This window comes from Pseudomonas sp. P4_C4, assembly GCF_056402055.1.
This window is the reverse complement of the sequence record NZ_JBFUID010000027.1, coordinates 1-19,600: the sequence shown is the minus strand read 5'-3', so window position 1 is coordinate 19,600 and position 19,600 is coordinate 1. Positions and strand designations below refer to the sequence as shown.

Sequence of the window (19,600 nt, the reverse complement as noted above, 5' to 3'; positions counted from 1 at the left end):
CCGTCGAGATGGATCTTCCCGAATGCAAACCCCAACCCCCCAACGCCCCCTCTGGAAAACCTACCTGCTGTTCCTCGCCCCCATGGTCCTGTCGAACTTCCTGCAATCCATGTCCGGCACGGTCAACAGCATCTACATCGGCCAGATGCTCGGCACCCAGGCGCTGGCGGCGGTGTCGGGGATGTTCCCCATCGTGTTTTTCTTCATCGCCCTGGTCATCGGCCTTGGCGCCGGCGCGGGGGTGTTGATCGGGCAGGCGTGGGGCGCGCGGGAGATGCATCTGGTGAAGGCCATCGCCGGGGCGACGGTGTTGTTGGGGGTGTTGATCGGGTTGGTGGCGGCGGTGGTGGGGAGTGTGTTTGCGCGGTCGGCGTTGGTGGGGTTGGGGACGCCGGCGGATGTGCTGGACGATGCGGTGGCGTATGCCCATGTGATGTTGTGGATCATGCCGTCGCTGTTGGTGTTTGTGTTGTTCACGCAGTTGCTGCGTGGGGTGAGTGATACGTTGTCGCCATTGTTGGCGCTGGTGGTGTCGACCATTGTGGGGTTGGCGCTGACGCCGGCGTTGATTCGCGGGTGGTTGGGTTTTGCGCCGATGGGGATTCAGAGTGCGGCGTTTGCCGGGTTGGTGGGTAACCTGGTGGCGATGGGGTTGCTGGCGTGGCGCTTGATTGGCAAGGGCCATCCACTGGCGCCGGACCGGGAGTTCTTTGCCGCGATGAAGCTGGACATGGCGATTCTCGGCAAGGTGCTGCGCATCGGTTTGCCCACCGGCTTGCAGATGGTGGTGTTGTCGCTGTCGGAGCTGGTGATTCTGGCGCTGGTGAACCAGCACGGTTCCCAGGCGACGGCGGCGTATGGTGCGGTGACGCAGATCGTCAATTATGTGCAGTTCCCGGCGCTGTCCATTGCGATTACCGCGTCGATCCTCGGGGCGCAGGCGATCGGGGCCGGGCGCATCGAGCGCATGGGGCCGATTTTGAAGACCGGGCTGATGATCAATGTGTGCCTGACCGGTGGTCTGGTGGTGCTCGGGTATTTGCTGTCGCACTGGTTGCTGGCGTCGTTCCTCACCGAAGAGGCGACGCGAACCATGGCCCAGCACCTGTTGCACATCATGCTCTGGAGCCTGTTGGTGTTTGGTTTCCAGGCGATCATCGGCGGCATCATGCGCGCCAGTGGCACGGTGATGGTGCCGGTGGCGATTTCCATTGTCTGCGTGGTGGGGATTCAGTTGCCGGCGGCGTATCTGCTGGATGCGAAGTTCGGGTTGCAGGGGGTGTGGATGGCGTTTCCGGTGGCGTATCTGGGGATGCTGGTGTTGCAGACGCTGTATTACAAACTGGTGTGGCAGCATCAGAAGATTGAGCGGTTGGTTTAGTGGTTTTTTTGATTGCCTGTTCGCGATTGTGGTGGTTCAGTTGATGTAGAGGTTGACTGTACTGACGTCTTCGCGGGCAAGTCGGATCGCCGCATCGCCGCTCCCACAGGGGTAGCGGTGTTCGTAGTACTTGTGCACGACAGGCATGCCTGCCTGGGGAGGTTTTCATATGAACCCCTTGTCCCATTCCATCCTGCAAGACCGGCCAGCGGCCGGGCGGCGTTTGGTAGAGCCGCTGCTGCCTTACGCTAACCGCCCCGATGTCATCGTTCTGGCCTTGCCCCGTGGCGGTGTGCCGGTGGCTTATGAAGTGGCCACGGCGCTGAAGGTTCGCCTTGACCTGATGCTGGTGCGCAAGCTCGGCGTGCCGTCCCACCCGGAGTACGCCATGGGTGCGATTGCCAGCGGCGGTATCCAGATTCGTAATGAAGAGGCACTGCGCGTGCACCCGATTGATCGCGCTGCGTTCGACGCCGTGGTCGAACGTGAAACCCGCGAGCTGCTGCGCCGCGAGAAGGTCTACCGCGGCACGCGGCCGCCGGTGCAGCTCAAGGATCAGGTGGTGATCCTGATCGACGACGGCCTGGCCACCGGTGCCTCAATGAGGGCGGCGATCCAGGCGCTGCGGGTGCAGGCGCCTTCGCGCATCGTGGTGGCGGTGCCGGTGGCGCCGATCGAGACGGTGCAGGCGCTGCGCAGCGAGGTGGATGAACTGGTCTGCCCGCTGCTGCCCGAGTGGTTCACGTCGATTGGGCATTGGTACATGGATTTTACCCAGACCTCGGATGCCGAGGTGATCGAGCTGTTGCAGCGGGCGTGGCAACGCGGGGAGTGCGGATAGCGCTGGCGGCCATCTGCAGGTGGTCGCAAATCGCCGCGTGAGGTGGAATAAAGGCCGGTTGTTTGCTTTAGTCAACTGATGCCACCCCTCGTGTGCGGCACGCCAACTCAACACGGGAGCCCTCCCGGAGAGTGTCATGAACCTTCGATCCGCGCGTTGTGTCGCTCTGGCCGGCACGTTGGTGTTCGGCCTGGTGCCGTTCGCTGAAGCCGTGGAATACAAGAAAGTGAACGCCAGGGCCAGCACCTTGAGTTTCACCTATCAGCAGATGGGTTCGCGAAGCTACGGCACTTTCGGCAAGTTCGAGGCCAATCTCGACTTCGACACCGATAACCCTGGCGCCGCCCATGCCGCGCTGACCATCTACCTGAAGAGCATCGACGCCGGCAGCAGCGACGCCAACACCGAGCTGCAAAAAACGGCGTGGTTTGACACCGCGACTTATCCGGTGGCGACGTTCGAGTCGACATCCATCAAGGCCCTGGGCAATAACCGCTACACCATCACCGGCAAACTGTCCCTGCGGGGGCTCACTCGGGAAGTGAGTGTACCGGTGCTGCTGAAATCGGAGAGCGCCATCGGCATCTTCGAGGGCCAACTGGTGCTCAAGCGTGACGACTTCAAGATCGGCGATGGCGAGTGGGCGGACAGTGTGGTGTCCAACGAGATCAATATCCGCTTTCGGATGGTGGCGCCGCAGCGGTGACTCGGGCTGAACGTTAACTTCCGGTCGACGACATTCCTCCTGTGGGCGAGCCTGCTCGCGAAGACGGCAGAACTGTCGAAGAGATGTCGCCCGACACTCCGCCATCGCGAGCAGGCTCGCTCCCACATTTGATCCTTGGTGAATGCAAAATCTGTGTACGACGCTGATTCAAAGGTGGGAGCTGCACAAAAAAAAGCGCCCGATCCACATTGCATGGACCGGGCGCCGATCAATCCGCTCTAGTTCGCCACTATTGGCACCGTCACGGTTTTGCCGAAGGCTGATTTGATGGTCGCCGTCGGGCTAGCCGACGGGCCACTGCCGACGGTCGTCACCGCTATATTCCAGCGCGCGCCTGTCGCCGTAGGCGTCAGGGTGGCGGTGCCAAGGTTCGCCGTACCGGTTGCGACCGTGGCAGTCGCCGTGATGGTATTGCCCGTGCCACGCGAGGTGGTGCCGGACAGGACCCAGTAGTAGCGGCTGTTACTGCGGGCGGTGACGGTAGCGCTGGTGACGATCAGGCTCTCGTTGACCGCTGCCGAGACCGCCACGGACACCGTTGCCGATGCCGACTCCGCGCCCTTCGTATCGGCGGCCTTATAGGTAAAGGTCGCGGTGAACGGCGCGGGGACCGTGGCCGGTGGTGTGTAGATCACGCGCGCACCATCGGTGGTGACCGTGCCCTTGCCGGAATCCGGTTGTGCCAGGCCCACCACTTTAAGTGGCACGTTACCGTCAGGGTCGCTGTCGTTGGCCAGGACGTTGATGGTCAGTGGTTGGCCGTTGTCGCTGACGGCGCTGTCGGGGTTGGCGATCGGGTTTTTGTTATCGCCATCGTTGACACGGGTATCGCCAGTGCGGAAGGTTGGCAGCGCGGCGGAGTTGACGTAGTTGACACCGTCCCAGCCGGGCAGGGGCGTTGGCATCAACTGGAACTGGCCGGGGTGCTCGATATCCCAGCGCAGCAGCATGGCGTTGTCCTCGTGCTGGGTGTTGTGGCAGTGCTCCATGTAGGTCCCGGCGAATTCACGGAAGTGGATCGCCATTTCCACGTCCTGCGAGCTGTCGATGCCCTCGCCGATACGATAGACGTCCTTGCGGGCCCATTTTTCCCATTCTGGTGGCGCCTTGCCATCGCGGTAGAGGACGATCCCCTCTTCGAAGTGCACGTGCACCGGGTGGCTCCAGCCGTTGCCGCCGTTCTTGATTTTCCACACTTCGAGGGTGCCGTCGCCGGAGAACCCGGCATCGGTCGGGCCGTTGGCCAGTTGCGGAGCGGCGCTGATCCGGCGTGGGTCCATTGTGTAGCCGAAACCGCCGTCGGTCTTGATGGTCCAGGGGGCTGCGTCGGTGCCGTCGGAGCGACCGAAGATGAACTCACGATGCCGCGCTGCCTTGAGCGTGGCCTGCACCACTGGATCGTCGCGGTTGAGGGTCAGCGGGATCATGACCTTGCCGGCCGCTTTACCCGGTTTGGCGGGTTCGTAGTCGGCGGGGTTCATGCTCACGTCCTGGCCGGCATAAGGCTTGACCACCAGCTGCAGGAACTTGCCCACCACCGGGTCGCCATTGTCCCATTCCAGTCCTTTGCTGCCCGACTTGAGCACCGCTTTGTACTTCCCGGACAGCACATCGGCCAGGCTCAGCGGTGTAATCTCCGGACCCTTGCCGGTCTGGTGCTCCATCAGGTTGACGAAGTACAGCTTGTCACCGGTGTTGATCCCGTTTTTCGCAAAGTTGACGATGATGTCGTAACGTTCGGCGATGCCTATGGTGGGCAGGATGGCGTTGTGGTTCTGCAGGTCGCCGTCASCGTCCAGGTCCATGCTGCCGTCGAACGGCACGGCGTGTTCCATGAGGTTGCCGTCGTTGGCAATCATGTGGAACGGCACGCGGGTATACGACAAGCCGGAACCTGCCGGGCCGGGGAATTCGCCGCCGGTGCCAACGACTTCACGCACCAGCGCGATCCTGAAGAAGCGCGACACCGAGCCATTGAGAATGCGGAAGCGATAGCTGCGCGCCCGCACGTTCAGGCGCGGCTGGTACTGCCAGTTGACCAGGATCTGATCGCCGAGAAAGCCATCGGTGTTGAACGGGTTGAACCACAGCTGGCCATTGGCGTCCCAGGCCTTGTCGGCAATCATCAGGTTCACATCGTAGTCGCGGTTGCCCCAGGGCAACGCCGAACCGCTGGGCAGGCGCAGGTTGACGCCGTCTTCGAGCGCTTCGTTACCGCGATCCATGGCGCTGTAGTAATTCATCATCACCGCGTTGCCCTTGTAGACGTTCTGCGCAGTGAAATCGAGCATGTGGTCGTGGAACCAGTGGGTGCTCATGGTTTCGCGCCAGTCGCCACGGATCTTGATGCTGCCGTTGTTGCAGGTCTTGAGGCCCGGCGTGGCATCGTTGACATAYAGGGTTTCGCCCGGGGCGCAGGGGAACGCCGCGCGCGGATCCTGAGCGCTGGTGTTGATGGTGTCGTAACCGGCCAGCTGGACYGGCCAGCGATAGTCGTAGTACTGCCCCGGAAAGAAAAACGCATTGGCATAGCCGTCGCTTTCAGCCGGGGAGTGGCCGTTGTGTTCGTGGGTGCTGAGGGTGTGCAGGCCAAAACCCATGTTGGCCGACGGATCGATCGGCAGGGCGTTGTAGTGACGCATCAGCACCGGTTGGCCGTAACGTACCATCAACAGTTTTGGCGGAAAGGTGCCGTCAAAGGTCCAGAGCGCCTTGTGGTTCTGAATCGGCATGTTGGGGTGAAAGCGGGTGTCGATGCCTTTGGTGGTGCCCGCAATGACCGGGGTGTCCGAGGTCTGGTTGTAGAGTCCGCCAGGCCCGAACTCACCGACGGCGTAGTTGTGCAACTGTCGGCGGTCGCGCATGCCGCCGTTGAGCTTGGCGCCTGCTTGAGCGGTCTTGAAGGCGACCTGTGGGTAGAACTCGTTCCAGCGCTGGTGCGACCAGCCTTTTCCWGGCGGACGACCTTCGGCCGGCGAGCCGACCGGATGGCGGTTGAGGAAGGCTTCGATCTGCGCTTTCCACGGGTTGCGGTCCAGCRMGTTGGAATACTGCGACGGAWACGGGTACAGCCCCGGCTGGCGCATGAAGGCTTCCAGCGCCGCGGCCGAAGGGCCRCTGCGGGCGATGYTGTTCGGGTCCTGCACGGGMGCCGGGCCGACGGTCGGARSCGGGAARGTCAGRGGCGGTGCYGGCAGTGTCGGGTCGAGTTTCTCCGTGCCGAATTCTTCGAACAGCAGCAGCTGCTGAGAGTACGGCGCGGCCCCGAACAATGGGCTGGGCTTGCCATTGGTGGGGATCTTGAAGGATGTTTGCTGGGCCGGCTGCAGCACGTTGTCGGTCGTTGGCGTGGTGCGGGTGCCGTACATGCCATTGGGCAGGGCGATGGCGCCCTGATTGGTGGGCGGCATGGTCAGTATCGAATCCAGCGCGGCCTTGGGGTCGGCCGGCGGGTTGGTAAACGCAGAGGGGTCCGTCGGTGGTGGCAGGCCGAAATCATCCAGCGGTGCGGCACTGACCGGATCCAACCCGAAGGTGATCAACAGTACAGAAACTGCGCCCGAAACCCTTGAGGAACGGATCGAATTGAATGGCGATGCAAGGATTCTCATGAGGTTCCCTCCGCGACATAGCAAAACGGCGCACCCAGCCATCCCCACCTGGTGACAGTAACTGCCTGCGTTGCAAGGCGCCATGCAACCACCGGGCCATGGACGAGAGGGGGAATGAAAATTCCGAGTAATTAGTAAGTTGTTTCAACGTGTTTTTTTTTGGTAAGTGCTGGGTGGGGGGATATTCCTCAAATGAGGTAGTAAACGCCCGGTTGGGTGGGTGTAGTGCCCCATTTATGGAAATAGTAGCGGCCCTATTTCACCGCCCGCTTTTGGCAGGGGCTGCTCGCCCTAGGGCGACATGGATAATGTTACATAACTGAATCAGACCGGCTTCTCGTATTTATCGTGGTGACAGGACGTACAAATAGCGGGCACTATTTCAGCTGCGCAAGGGGATGCTGGCTTTTTGTGATCTACCCTCCCAGGGCGTGTGAGTTGGCGCTTCGCCACAGGATTTACTTAGTCGGGAGACAGACCTTGGTTTCCATTGGGCCGCGGTCTGGATGGGGCATGCCAGTCGATCAGCAAAAAACCTTGTCTGGCTATCGTGTATCAGGCGAGTTCGACAACGCCTGGATTGAAGCCCAGATCGCCAATATGACTTGGCACTACTGAAAAGTCGGGAGGGTTTCAAGCATTCAAATTATTTCACCGTGGCCATGAACGCTCACGGTGCCAGCTTGCTCAAAACTAACGAGGTGGAAATGAACAGGAAGTCTAACCGGGGCTGGACAATGGCTGCGGCACTCGTCGTAGTGGGTTCAACGCTTTTTGCGGGGTGTGCGAGCAAGAACGATCCGATCACGCAGGCAGACAAGACGGATGTGACCAAGGGCGTACCCGCGCCGAGTCTCGAGCAGACCAAGGCGATCGCCGAGGAAGGCTTTATCTACGGCTTACCGCTGGTCATGAACTACGCCGTGATGAACGAATATGCTGTGGACAAGGGCGGCCCGCAATACAAGGCGCCGTTCAACCAGATCAAGAACGAGCCTCGCGTCTTCACCTACCAAGACACGGCCATCATCACTCCGAACAGCGACACCCCGTATTCGTTTGTCTGGCTGGACCTGCGCGCGGAGCCGATGGTGATCTCGGTGCCGGCAGTGGACAAGCGGCGTTACTACTCGGTGCAGATGATCGACGGCAACACTTACAACTATGGTTACATCGGCAGCCGTACCACCGGCAACGAGCCAGGCCAATACATGGTGGTCGGTCCCGATTGGAAAGGCGCGCCCCCTCCCGGTATCAAAAAAGTCTTCACCTCGACCACTCCCTTCGCCGTGAGCGCCATTCGGACTCAGCTCTACAATGCCAAGGACATGCCGAATGTCGAGAAGGTGCAAGCGGGCTACAAGGTCCAGCCGCTGTCCGCCTTCCTCCATCAACCCGCGCCGCCCACTGCGCCGAAGATTGATTTCGTGCCGGCTACGACGGAAGGCATCAAGGCCAACTTCTTCGAGTACCTGTCGGCCGCGATGGAGTATGTGCCGCCATCGGCTGACGACAAGGAGATTCGGGCGAAGCTGGCCAGCATCGGCGTAGGCCCCGGTCGGAGCTTCGAATTCAAGGACCTCTCGCTCGAGCACAAGGCCGTGGTCCTGCTCGGGATGAAGGCCGGTGACGAGAAGGTCGACAAGTTCCTCGCGAGCGGGACGAAGATAATCAACGGCTGGAACGTAGGCGCGTACTTCGGCGACCAAACGTTCTACAAGGCCGACTGGCTGAAGCGTGCCGGTGCCGCGAAAGGCGGCCTCTACGGTAACGACGCCGTCGAGGCGATGTATCCCAACACGCGCACCGACGGCACCGGCCAGACGTTGGATACCAGCAAGCGCAAGTACACGCTGACTTTCCCGGCCGGCAAACTGCCGCCAGTCAATGCCTTCTGGTCGGTGACCATGTACGACGGCAAGAGCCAGCTGCTGATCAAGAATCCGCTCAACCGTTACCTGATCAACTCGCCGATGCTGTCGGCGATGAAGAAAAACACGGATGGTTCACTGACGCTGTACATCCAGAAAGACTCCCCCGGCAAGGCCAAGGAGGCAAACTGGTTGCCCGCGCCTGACGACACGGTCTTTCTGGTAATGCGCCTCTACTGGCCGAAGACCGCACCGCCTTCGATTCTTCCCGCCGGCGAAGGCAGCTGGCAGCCACCGGCGTTGGTGGTATCGAAGTAGTGCGACCCATTGCTGACACCCGCCGTGGGCAGGTGTCGGCCAGTCCTGCGTTTTTGCCAATAGCAGCCGATCATGAAGGGCTGCTATTGGCCGCTATCTGCCTGATGTAGATGCAGTTAGCCATAGCGAAAAGGTGGGTTGAGAGAGCCTGGTGGTACAAAATTGGTACGAGCGGAATTTAAAACTGGCGTAATCCATTGTCTTAATGCCCACAGCCCCCCAGTTAATTATGTGGGGCGCACAACATCAAAGGTGAATCGGAGCCGCGGTCCGGAAAAGAAACCGCGGCAACCGATCAATCAGGCGGTGGGGAGCAGGCCTTTCTGTTTGGCGACATGAGTCGCCAGTGCGTCCATCAAGTCCGGGGACAGGCAGTCATAGGGTTCCAGGCCGATCGAGCGCAAGCGCTCGCGGATAGCCTTCATTTGCGCGGGCGGTGTGCCGGTTTCGATGATGGAGGACACGAACGCCGCGAATCCCGGCGCAGCCCATCCGCTCTGTGGCGAAAGCTCGGTGTGGACGAAGTCCAGGCCATAAAACGCATGGTCCTTGTTCTCGATGCGCCCAAAGAGATGGGCGTGACACTGCTTGCAGGCGTGGCGCTGGATGGTGGCGGATTCGTCGACAATCGCCAGTTTTTCGCCGTGGGCAATCACGCTGACCTTATCTCGAGGCACCACGGCGATGACGGCGAATGTCGCGTTTTGTGGTTTCCAGCATTTGCTGCAGCCGCACGCGTGGTTATGCAGAGTTTGTGCGTCGATCTTGACCTCGACCTTGTCAGTCGCACACAGGCATTGCAGGGTGCCACCTGTGAAATTCGCGGCGGCGGGTTGGATACCATTGTCCAGTACAGGGTGAAGTTGCAAAGTGCTCATGCTGGCGTCTCCGTTTCAGGGTGTCAGACAAAAGTGCCTGGGGCCGTGCCCCAGACCGGTAGTTCATCGGAACTCGATGCCGGCGCGGATCGATTTGCCTTCATGCATCCGATCGAACCGCGGCGGATTTCGAAAAGGACACAGTGCATAAACGAGTGACCTCCTTCGGTGCGACCGGTCGGTTACCCAGATCAAGAATAGTCTGCGATGATGTCTCGAGCGCGGCCAGGACCAGCGCACGGGCGAGTGTGTCGAATTCAGATGGAATCCACACACGCCCAAGGTTTTTCAGGTCTGCTTCTGGCTGGACAGCGACGGCCAAGCATTGACCGTCGCAGCAGGTGATCAGACCTCCGTCTGTTCCGCCATTTCCAGGGCGTCATCGACTTCGATTCCCAGGTATCTGACAGTGCTTTCAAGCTTCGTATGACCAAGCAGGAGTTGGACAGCTCTCAAGTTCTTCGTCCTGCGATAGATCAACGATGCCTTGGTTCGCCGTAGCGTGTGGGTACCGTACATGGTTGGGTCAAGGCCAATGGCTGTCACCCACGCTTTGACTATTCGAGCGTATTGCCCGGTGGAGAGATGATCTGAGCCATGCAACCGGGTCGGAAACAAGAACTCCTCACCACGGAGGTGGGCCTGATGAATCCAGGCCTCCAGAACCTCGATTCTGGTTGACTGACTTCCTCAGGGCGTGAAGCTGGCGGTCGCACAGGATTTACAATCGGAGGCTCAGATGAACCGCCCGGTAGCCTTCAAGACGGTGCATCCAAGGCGGCCACGTCGAACAGGCAATTCAAACGCGACCTGAGCAAACACGGCTAGGCGCGGGCACGCCGGTATAGTCGACTCTATTGCCTACCGTATTTCCCGGAGCCTCCATCCAGTGTCTGACTTGCTGAGCAACGCCGCCTACACAAAACGCTTCGACCTGGTACTCGCCTACATCGACGCCAATCTCGAAGGTGACTTGTCCGTGAAGACGTTGAGCCAAGTCGCGAATTTTTCGGCGTGTCACTTCCATCGACAATTCACCGCGTTCGTGGGCGTGCCTGTTTCACGTTATGTACAACTGATGCGACTACGACGCGCGGCGCATTGCTTGTCTTCCCTCGCGAATTACTCGGTGCTGGACGCCGCTTTCGGTGCGGGTTTCGAAAGCCCCGAAGCATTTTCCAGAGCGTTCAGGCGGGCGTTCGGTATGACGCCGAGTGCATTCAGGAAGCAACCGAATTGGCAGGTCTGGAGTGCGGTGTTCACCATCCCTCATTTTTCCAGGAGCATCATCATGCAGATACGAATTGTGGAGTTTCGCGAAGTCAGGGTTGCAGCATTGGAGCATTGCGGAGCGCCCGGGCTCATTAATGAGAGCGTGCGTAAATTTATCGAATGGCGCATGCAGAGCGGACAGTCGCCGGTGGCATCAAGTCGCAGCTTTGGTATTCCTTTCGGTAACCCCGATACGACCCCGGCCGAAGCGTTCCGGTTTGCAATCTGCGGCGAGATTCACGAGGCGGTAGCAGCGAATGAGTTCGGCGTAACCGAGAGGGTTATCCCCGGCGGGCGCTGCGTCGTGGTGCGTCACGTGGGCTCGACGGATCACATCGGCGAATCGATCTATCCGATCTATCGCGACTGGCTCCCTACCAGCGGCGAGGAGCTTCGAGACCAGCCGCTGTTCTTCGATTATCTGAGCATTTCCCCCGAGACACCGCAGGATCAATGGCAGACCGATATTTATGTGCCTTTGCAATAGCGGACAGGTCGCTGCTGGTTTGAAACGATCGTCGTTGAGTTCATCGTTGTAATCTGCCTCTCGCCAAGGGGCAGCTATTGGCCGATCTCTGCCTGTCTTCCAGGGTAACAATCGACCGCGTATTCAACCTGTCGAGATTCTGCTGCGCGTCATGTGTATGAGGGCCGATCGGCCGTTTCCCAAAGAAGGTCGCTCCTCAATTGCATAAGGCACAAACCCAAGCTTGGGGTAGAGCAGCAGCCCTCCGGTGTTTTCGTTGAAACAGGAAATCTGCACCTCGTTGGCTCCGTAACGCTCGAATGCCAAGCCGGTCATCGTCTCTACGATGAACGTGGCCACTCCTTCACCCCGAGCGCTCGGCGAGACGATGACATTGCCGATACAGCAAACGCCATTGCGTTCAGCTCGATAGAAATTTGCAAACCCAACGACAGTCCCATTGATCTCCACGACGGTAGAGTCAAAGCGTTGGGAGATCGCGGTAATCAACTGCGTTTCCGTTAGCGGGAAGTGCGCCTTTGGAAACATGAAAAACAACTCTTGAGCGTTCTGAGGAAAGCCGCAGATCATTTTAACGTCGCTAGCCTTCACTGGCCTGTGGTTCAGTTTCATTGCTCGTCTCTAAGCTCCATGAATCGGTACTTTAGCTGAGTCCCAAGGCTAGCGCAGGGTGATGGAAAGCAATGGCATGCCCGCAAATGGCCGATTACAGCAGACATGAAGGGCGGTTGACGCCCCATGGCGGACACTAGAGTCAGGTGTTGGATTGATGAGCCGCCCAGTGTTTCATCTCTTCTGCAATGAAGTGGTTCACCAGGTCACTGTACATCTTCTCGATTGCATCCGGGCTCAGGCCCTCAGCCTCGGCCCACTCGCGTCGTGTCTCCAACATGGCCTTGAAACGCTCCGGAGCACGCACCGAAGTTGCTGAGGTCTTGTACTTCGAGGCAGCCAGTACATAGTGAAAACGCTTGCCCAACAGCTTGATAACAACCTGATCAAGGGCATCGATTTCGCGTCGAATATCCTCCATGCCTGCACACTCTTCGGGTTGCAACTGATTGATGACGTCCATGTAGGTGACTCCGTTTACTGAAAAAATCGTCGGCCTTCGGAAGAAGTATCGGCGCGCTGTTTTCCATGAGTGATACAGACTGAATACCATAAGTCGGTGTTTGAGTGGCTGCTTCTGRCAGATTCCGTTGAAAAAGTCGGCCCGCCCAAATGGCCTGAATATTGAGTGGTGAATATGCCTTTTTTACACGCTGCTACGTGAAATCTGAGCCCGGAAGCCTCTGCCCAAAAGTAAAGACTTCAATCTCAGGCGCGTATTTTTCTGCCGTGGAAACCACGGCCGACTTTTTCAACAGAATCGGCCGATTTCTGCCTGTCGCCTTAAGTGACTCCACTCATTCGAGAGCAGGAGCGCGCTGAAGATCGATGCCCCTCTACGTGATCCAAGTCCAACAGCCTTACTAACGGTGTCGTCAACGAAGGCCAGGTACCCACCTTGACGCCGCGCCACAGCGCCAACCTGTGGTTGGTGCGTTCGCTGACGCAAACCTGGCGTGTGGGCATGGGGGCCAACTATGTCGATGATCGCTATACCGCGCTGGATAACAATGTGGTCATGCCGGCTTACACAACAGTGGACACCGCGCTGTTGTACAACCAGCCGAAATGGGACATGGCCCTGCGTCTGCGCAATGTCTTCGACAAGGAGTATTACGCTTCGGCGCATGGTTCGGTGGATCTGATCACGCCCGGTGCCCCACGGACGCTGGAGCTGAGCACCAACTATCGCTTCTGAGCCCAGACCTGAAGAACAGGCCCCAAAGCAGCCCTTCGTGAAAGGCTGCTTATAGCTGTGGATTCAACACACTGGATTTTGTGTTAGCGGGATTTCGGTTAAATAAGCAAAAGCAGCACCTTGGGTGCTGCATTCGAAGCTTGAGGCCGCACATTTCTGTCAGCCCGGGGACGCGCTATACGGATCAGCTATTGCTGCGGTCGGTCGCCTTGGCTTTGCTTTGAGCTACAGCGGCTTCAGCCTTCTGTTTCTGGGCAACCTGGTAGGTTTCCATCGAGACTTTGCGGGCCGACTCCATGCGTGCGAAGGTCCGATCACCGCCACCTGTGGCCATCGCCAGAGAAGAAGCGGTCAGAGTGGCGACTACGAAGAGAACTTTCATGGATTTCATTTGGGTATCCTCAAGTGAGACTTTATTAACAGTTAAAGCGGGATTCATTGGCTAGCGCTGAACGTCCTTGTTCAACCTGGAGTTACCAGCCAGCCAGGGCGGCGTTTCCTGGAGTCCTGGTGCCTTGCTCCATGTGCGCTTCGGTGTCTCTGTTTTTGGCCCAGGCAGTGAGCAATACCATCATCCCGAATCCAGCGACGATGAGCACCGGATAGGCTGCCAGCAACTCCACCAGCGAGTACTTCCAGGCCAGTGGACGACCAACGCCCAGCATGGCGGCATAGAACCACGACACGCCAGAGAACGCCCCCGAGAACAGCGCCAGCATGCGCAGGTTGAAGGAGAGTTTCAGTAACGAACCGGCTTTTTTCAGCGCCGGCAATACAGCGCGATGCAACACGAAGCCGTTAACGGTCAACAGCACAACGATGCCGATTTTGGCTTGTATTTTTGGATTGAGGAAATACTCCATCCCCTTGCCGGCATAATCGATCCCGACAATACCAATGCCTGTAATCCAGAGCGCGACAAGTGCAAGCGATACGGTTTTTTGAAGACTGTCCATGTGCGCGTCATCATGGTGACCTGATGCATCGCCCTTCAGGAGTTGTTTGACCATTGCAATGTCACTGGTCAAAACCAGCCCGATTGCCACGCAGCAGGCGATAAGATGAAAATATACAACGCCCAAACGCACATATTCCACGGTGGACGAAGAAAACATACTAAGTTCCATGGTGACCTCTTGGTTGTAATAGTGAATCAACTTGGCTCTCGGCACGGCATAATTGGAGTTTGCCGTTGCTGATGGCAGTCAAGATCCAGTAATTACTATTAATTAATCTTGCGGCATGACGCGGCCAAGATAATAGTGATTTTCACGAATGAACTTTTAATCATTCGATTATTTTAATTTTCAGGTAACAAAAACATCATCCGCACTGGGTGCCTATGAGGTTTAGCTTCCGCTTCTGGGGGGGCAGGCGAGGCCCGGAACCCTGTCGGCGAGCGGATCAGGCAATGCTGGTGGGGGCGGTGGGGCTTGCACCCCATTCGAGGAAACGGATCTTGTGAACCTCGCCCTCGCTGTCTTCGTAGACCAGGGTCACCGGTACCACGCCGGTCTTGTCGGATGTATCGGTGCGCTGCAGTACGCGTTTCACATCGATGTCCATCCCATAGTGGTATTCAACGGCCGAAACATGCGCGCCGGGGTCTTGCAGGCTGTTCTGGTCGAAGACACTGGGTGCGAGACTGGAAATCACGGCACTGACAATTGTGGCCATGCTCATAAGGCTGTACCTCTTCTGTAGTTGGCTTGACAAGGACCTAATGTGACACGTGATGAGAGTGAAGTTCACTGCACCGCGACGAACGTGCCTGCCTGAAAAGCCTGTAGTGGCTGCAAACTCCCGGCAATTCCCCGCGCTTGACGCCTCTCGACCATTCGTCCTTTAAACCCCGTATTTGTTGGTCAAAGTCCGTTTCTGAAGGAGGTCATGACATGTCATGACGGATTTTTCGCGCGGTGGTTGTGACAGTACGTGGACCGAAAACGCCTGCTATCGAGCCAGGGGGAAATGTCGGGTATTGGCCGATTGTTGCCTTTCACCACCGGTTGAATCCACAGCCGAAAGCAGCCTGTCAGTCAGGGAATAGCTGAAGGGTATTCAGGGTGATGGTGGTCGGTGGCTACGGAAATTTCGGTAGCATCGTTTGCAGGCATTTGGCGGTGATGCCAGATGTGGAACGGGTGATCCGGTTAATGCGTGTGAGGGCGTTCATAGGGGCGCTTTCAAAAAACGCTGTTCATGATCAGGCTCCGGCAATAGGCACGTGTCGTATTTCCCGAAGAGCCGATAACGATTAAGCGCAATGCGGTCGTATGCCCAATTTCGAAGTTTGCGAGGGAAGATACGCAACAGGTTCACGGGGCGCCAGAGTGCGGAAAACTGGGCGATGATTTCGAAAAATGCATCCGAACGGTCCCAGTAGTGTCGGTCGCGGATCACCGCCATGGTGTCGAATTGATCCACGGGCAAACCTGCCCACGCGAGCAGAACCTGCCCCTCGGGTGACTGAACCGCCGCCAACCGCACTCGCCGCTGGCGGTCATGGCGAATCAAGAACCTCACCCAGCCATTGCACAGCTTGCAGACACCGTCGAACAGGACCACCGTTTCTCCTGGTTTGAGCAGTGGCGCGGGTGAGGGGCGGATTTGCGAGGCTGGCATAAGCGTGGGTCCAAGGGATCCTGGTTATCCCGGATCATAACCACGTGCCAGCGTTAAAGTCTGCATTTGGCTGTGGATTCAACCGGTCGATGCAACAAAACTGAATTCTGTGTAAGCAGAAGGAGTATTGCCGCAGTCCTCAGTCGCCTGTGGAAAGGCCATGCTTGTGTGCGTAGGCGTACAGATCTACGCGGTTCGTCAGGCCCAGCTTGCTGTAGATCGATGTTAAATGGTTGCGCAGCGTGTGCTCGCTGATGTGCAACTTCTCGGCCACCAATTTGCCAGGGGCTGAGGGGTCGCTGGCCAGCGATGCAATGGTTTGCTGCTCGCGGCGCGTTAGCTTGGCGATTTTTTGTTGCTCCGGGTCAATATCGCGCTCGGCTTTCTTGCGCGCCAGTTCAAGGAAGATACGGCTGGTCGCATTGCGGTCAATCCAGAGTTCGCCGTCATGCACTTTTTCTATGGCTTTGAGCAATGTCGATGCGGAGGCCGACTCCCGCTTATCCACCACGCCACGTGCGCCCGCCAGCACCGCTCTGTCATGCAGCGCCACGTCGCTCGACCCTGTCACTACCAGAATCCTGGCTTTGGTCTGGCTGTGCAAGTCGACCAGCGACTCGATACAGTCCTCGCTGTCCAGGTCCAGCACCACCACATCTGGCGCGTATTGGTGAAGCGAAAGCAGGTACTCCGCCACCGACGCCACCGAGCCCGCCAGCGTCAACCTCGGTTGAGCGCTTTCCACCAGACGCTCAAGGCCCCAGGCCACGAGCGGTAGAGCTACTAACAGGACTTGAATTGGCATGCGGGTCGCTGCCTCTTTAGGCGGGTTGTGTTAGCTGATCATGATAGCAATCGTTGCAGCCTGTAGCTTTTTTCTATAACGCTTCAGGTAGCCCCACCCATGACATTTGTCCCGTAAAGCCCTGTTTTCATGGCTGATTGACTCCCAGAAAAAAGGGATAGCGCTCCCATGTATAAAACAGCGGTCGTTTTTAGACTGCAACCATGAAAGGCACATACCGAATTGAGCCCCGTGAGCAAATCACCCTGCCGCTGCAACTGATCGGCGGGGGCAACGGTGTCACCCGTGACATCAGCGCCTCCGGTTTGTATTTCGAAACCGATAGTGAGCTGCAGGTGGGTAGCTTGATTGACTTCGAGATCGAGCTCGACACTCCCGGCGGCCCCATGAAGTTCAAGGCTCAAGGACAAATTGTGCGCATTGAGCCACAAGGCGGCAGGACCGGGGCGGGCGTGAAGCTGCTGGCCAGCCGGCTGGTGCCGGTGGAATGAGGTTTTCGTGGGTTGAGGAAGAAGCGCTTGTGGCTGTTAGCGGCCCACGGCGGTTTTTTGCTCAGGGTGACATTCTTGGGAGAAAGACATGGCTAGCACTACAACTACCAGCGGCGGAACCGTTACCTCGTTTTCCAATACGCCGCAGGCGAAGGATGACATCTTCACCACCACTGAAAATCTGTTGGGGGTCGTGTATTGGGACGTCATGTCCAATGACCTCGGTGGCAACGCGAAGACACTCTGGTCACTCGACAACGCGGACAGTCTTTCTACTGCCACCAAGGCTTATGCTCCGGCCGACCTCCTGACCCAGGATACGGCGAGGGCTGAGGCGACGAGTTCTGACACCAGTTTGAATGGTGCAAAGATCTGGATCACCTCGGACGGTAAGGTCGGCTACGACGCCACTACTTTCTCGTCTGCTTTCAAGGCACAACTCCAGGCGCTGGCTACTGGCGAGCTCCTGACGGACAGCTTTACCTATGCGATTCGTCTTGGCAACGGAACGCTCAGTTGGGCCACTGCGACGGTGCAGTTTTCGGGCGTGAATGATGGTATGACGATCAGCATCGGCGCGCAGGCCGGCACGGTGACCGAAGACGCCGACACCACGGCGAGCACGACCGACTCGCAGACAGCCAGCGGCACGATTGTCTTTAACGACGTCGACCTGAGTGACACGCACATGGCGACGTTCGCGCCGGCGGCGGGCAACGCTACTCATCTTGGTACGTTCGTACTCTCGCCGGTAAGCGAAGCAGCGAATGCAGCCAACGGTTCGGTGCAATGGACGTACAACCTGAGCAATGCGGCGGCGCAGTACCTGGCCCAGGGACAGACAGTCACCGAAACTTACCTGGTCACCATCAACGATGGTCATGGATCGTCAGTAACGCAGAATGTGACCATCACTATCACCGGCACCAATGACGTGCCGACGGTGACGGCGGCAGAAATCGAAAGCGGGGCGGTGACCGAAGACGGCACTACGGTGACCAGCGGCAGCTTCGCCTTCGGCGACGTGGACCTGGCCGATGACGCCCATGTGGCCAGCGTGAGCGCGCCGGCCGGTGCGTTGGGTACGCTGGTGGCCACTGTCAGCAACGAGAGCACCGGCGACGCTACGGGCAGCGTGGGCTGGACCTACACGCTGAACAACAGCGCGGCGCAGTACCTGGCTGGGGGCCAGACCAAGACCGAAGTGTTCACGGTGACGCTGACCGACGACTTCGGGGCGGCGGTGACCAAGAACGTGACGATCACCATTACCGGCAGCAACGACGCGCCGACGGTGACGGCGGCAGAAGTCGAAAGCGCGGCGGTGACCGAAGACGGCACCCCGGTGGCCAGCGGCAGCTTCGCCTTCGGCGACGTGGACCTGGCCGATCACGCGCATGTGGCCAGCGTGAGTGCGCCGGCCGGTGCGCTGGGTACGCTGGTGGCCACTGTCAGCAATGAGAGCACCGGCGACGCGGTGGGCAGCGTGGGCTGGAGCTATACGCTGAACAACAGCGCGGCGCAGTACCTGGCCGCGGGCCAGACCAAGACCGAAGTGTTCACGGTGACGCTGACCGACGACTTTGGGGCGACGGTGACCAAGAATGTGACGATCACCCTGACCGGCACCAATGACGCGCCGACGGTGACGGCGGCAGAAATCGAAAGCGCGGCGGTGACCGAAGACGGCACCACGGTGACCAGCGGCAGCTTCGCTTTCGGCGACGTGGACCTGGCCGATCACGCCCATCTGGCCAGCGTGAGTGCTCCGTCCGGTGCGCTGGGTACGCTGGTGGCCACTGTGAACGACGAGAGTACCGGCGACGCGGCGGGTAGCGTGGGCTGGAGCTATACGCTGAACAACAGCGCGGCGCAGTACCTGGCCGCGGGCCAGACCAAGACCGAAGTGTTCACGGTGACGCTGACCGATGACTTCGGGGCGACGGTGACCAAGGACGTGACCGTCACCATTACCGGCAGCAACGACGCACCCGTGCTCAGCTTCGCGACGGGCAATGCTGCCGGCGCGGTGCAGGAAGACACCACGCTCAGCGTGAACGGCCAGTTCAGCGCGGCCGACATCGATCACGACGCCACGGCGACCTGGAGCATTGCGGGTACGGATACGGGCACCTACGGCGCGATCGCCGTGGACAGCAGCGGCCAGTGGACCTACACACTGGCCAATGGCACCGATGGGGTCGCCAGCGAGGTGCAGTCGCTGAAGGCTGACGAGAGCCACGATGACGTGTTCACGGTGCAAGTCAGCGACGGCCTGGGCGGCGTGGACACCCAGCTGGTGACCGTCACCATTACCGGCAGCAACGACGCGCCCGTGCTCAGCTTCGCGACGGGCAATGCGGCCGGCGCGGTGCAGGAAGACACCACGCTCAGCGTGAACGGCCAGTTCAGCGCGGCCGACATCGATCACGATGCCACGGCGACCTGGAGCATTGCGGGTACGGATACGGGCACCTACGGTT

16 protein-coding genes and 2 pseudogenes are annotated in these 19,600 nt (G+C 59.0%); 8 read left to right on the top strand and 10 right to left on the bottom strand.

What is annotated here, in order from left to right; genetic code table 11:
* Positions 1-22: 22 nt before the first annotated feature.
* From AC1DXW_RS15610 to AC1DXW_RS15600, 3 genes are all read left to right on the top strand, one after another.
* Complete coding sequence (locus AC1DXW_RS15610; RefSeq protein WP_477760173.1) at positions 23-1,381, top strand: MATE family efflux transporter; 1,359 nt, start codon at positions 23-25, stop codon at positions 1,379-1,381.
* 169 nt (positions 1,382-1,550) lie between these two features.
* Positions 1,551-2,222 (top strand): phosphoribosyltransferase, encoded by a 672-nt coding sequence (locus AC1DXW_RS15605; protein WP_477753155.1) that lies wholly within the window; start codon positions 1,551-1,553, stop codon positions 2,220-2,222.
* Between the two features lie 136 nt (positions 2,223-2,358).
* Positions 2,359-2,928 carry a YceI family protein gene (locus AC1DXW_RS15600; protein ID WP_477753154.1) on the top strand — a complete coding sequence of 190 codons (570 nt, stop codon included), beginning with the start codon at positions 2,359-2,361 and terminating at the stop codon, positions 2,926-2,928.
* A 239-nt stretch (positions 2,929-3,167) separates the two neighbouring features.
* Here AC1DXW_RS15600 and AC1DXW_RS15595 read toward each other — a convergent pair whose 3' ends face one another.
* Complete coding sequence (locus tag AC1DXW_RS15595; protein ID WP_477760172.1) at positions 3,168-6,560, bottom strand: Ig-like domain-containing protein; 3,393 nt, start codon at positions 6,558-6,560, stop codon at positions 3,168-3,170.
* A 737-nt stretch (positions 6,561-7,297) separates the two neighbouring features.
* Here AC1DXW_RS15595 and AC1DXW_RS15590 point away from each other — a divergent pair.
* A complete protein-coding gene (locus tag AC1DXW_RS15590; protein WP_477760180.1) occupies positions 7,298-8,749 on the top strand; it encodes a DUF1254 domain-containing protein in 1,452 nt (483 codons plus the stop codon).
* Positions 8,750-9,048: 299 nt separating this feature from the next.
* On the opposite strand, the gene gfa is transcribed toward AC1DXW_RS15590, so the two are convergent.
* Together gfa and AC1DXW_RS15580 are read right to left on the bottom strand one after the other, a co-directional pair.
* Positions 9,049-9,627 carry an S-(hydroxymethyl)glutathione synthase gene (gfa, locus tag AC1DXW_RS15585; protein WP_477757159.1) on the bottom strand — a complete coding sequence of 193 codons (579 nt, stop codon included), beginning with the start codon at positions 9,625-9,627 and terminating at the stop codon, positions 9,049-9,051.
* Positions 9,628-9,972: 345 nt separating this feature from the next.
* Positions 9,973-10,293, bottom strand: a pseudogene (locus tag AC1DXW_RS15580) (tyrosine-type recombinase/integrase); the annotation flags it as partial.
* 223 nt (positions 10,294-10,516) lie between these two features.
* On the opposite strand from AC1DXW_RS15580, the gene AC1DXW_RS15575 reads away from it, so the two are divergent.
* Complete coding sequence (locus tag AC1DXW_RS15575; protein WP_477756783.1) at positions 10,517-11,386, top strand: AraC family transcriptional regulator; 870 nt, start codon at positions 10,517-10,519, stop codon at positions 11,384-11,386.
* Between the two features lie 123 nt (positions 11,387-11,509).
* On the opposite strand, the gene AC1DXW_RS15570 is transcribed toward AC1DXW_RS15575, so the two are convergent.
* Positions 11,510-11,998, bottom strand: coding sequence for a GNAT family N-acetyltransferase (locus AC1DXW_RS15570; RefSeq protein WP_477756782.1), 489 nt, complete (start codon positions 11,996-11,998; stop codon positions 11,510-11,512).
* Positions 11,999-12,140: 142 nt separating this feature from the next.
* The gene (locus tag AC1DXW_RS15565; RefSeq protein ID WP_477756784.1) at positions 12,141-12,461 is read right to left on the bottom strand and encodes an isochorismate lyase; all 321 of its coding nucleotides are present in this window, start codon (positions 12,459-12,461) and stop codon (positions 12,141-12,143) included.
* Between the two features lie 381 nt (positions 12,462-12,842).
* On the opposite strand from AC1DXW_RS15565, the pseudogene AC1DXW_RS15560 reads away from it, so the two are divergent.
* A pseudogene (locus AC1DXW_RS15560) lies at positions 12,843-13,196 on the top strand (TonB-dependent receptor domain-containing protein); the annotation flags it as partial.
* A 184-nt stretch (positions 13,197-13,380) separates the two neighbouring features.
* Here the strand turns inward: AC1DXW_RS15560 and AC1DXW_RS15555 are convergent.
* From AC1DXW_RS15555 to AC1DXW_RS15535, 5 genes are all read right to left on the bottom strand, one after another.
* Entirely contained in the window at positions 13,381-13,587 is a 207-nt protein-coding gene (locus AC1DXW_RS15555) for a co-regulatory protein PtrA N-terminal domain-containing protein (protein WP_218433307.1), read from the bottom strand.
* 82 nt (positions 13,588-13,669) lie between these two features.
* A complete protein-coding gene (locus AC1DXW_RS15550) occupies positions 13,670-14,323 on the bottom strand; it encodes a hypothetical protein (RefSeq protein ID WP_477760171.1) in 654 nt (217 codons plus the stop codon).
* Between the two features lie 277 nt (positions 14,324-14,600).
* On the bottom strand, positions 14,601-14,879 hold the full coding sequence (locus tag AC1DXW_RS15545) for a DUF2790 domain-containing protein (protein WP_477756559.1): 279 nt from the start codon (positions 14,877-14,879) through the stop codon (positions 14,601-14,603).
* Positions 14,880-15,368: 489 nt separating this feature from the next.
* Positions 15,369-15,821: a thiol-disulfide oxidoreductase DCC family protein gene (locus AC1DXW_RS15540; protein ID WP_477756560.1), complete on the bottom strand. Its 453-nt coding sequence runs from the start codon at positions 15,819-15,821 to the stop codon at positions 15,369-15,371.
* 139 nt (positions 15,822-15,960) lie between these two features.
* Complete coding sequence (locus AC1DXW_RS15535) at positions 15,961-16,566, bottom strand: LuxR C-terminal-related transcriptional regulator (RefSeq protein WP_477756561.1); 606 nt, start codon at positions 16,564-16,566, stop codon at positions 15,961-15,963.
* A 263-nt stretch (positions 16,567-16,829) separates the two neighbouring features.
* Here AC1DXW_RS15535 and AC1DXW_RS15530 point away from each other — a divergent pair, with 263 nt between their 5' ends.
* Positions 16,830-17,117: a PilZ domain-containing protein gene (locus AC1DXW_RS15530; protein WP_477760170.1), complete on the top strand. Its 288-nt coding sequence runs from the start codon at positions 16,830-16,832 to the stop codon at positions 17,115-17,117.
* An 88-nt stretch (positions 17,118-17,205) separates the two neighbouring features.
* Positions 17,206-19,600 (top strand): beta strand repeat-containing protein (locus AC1DXW_RS15525; RefSeq protein WP_477760169.1); only part of this gene is annotated, 2,395 nt, incomplete at its 3' end.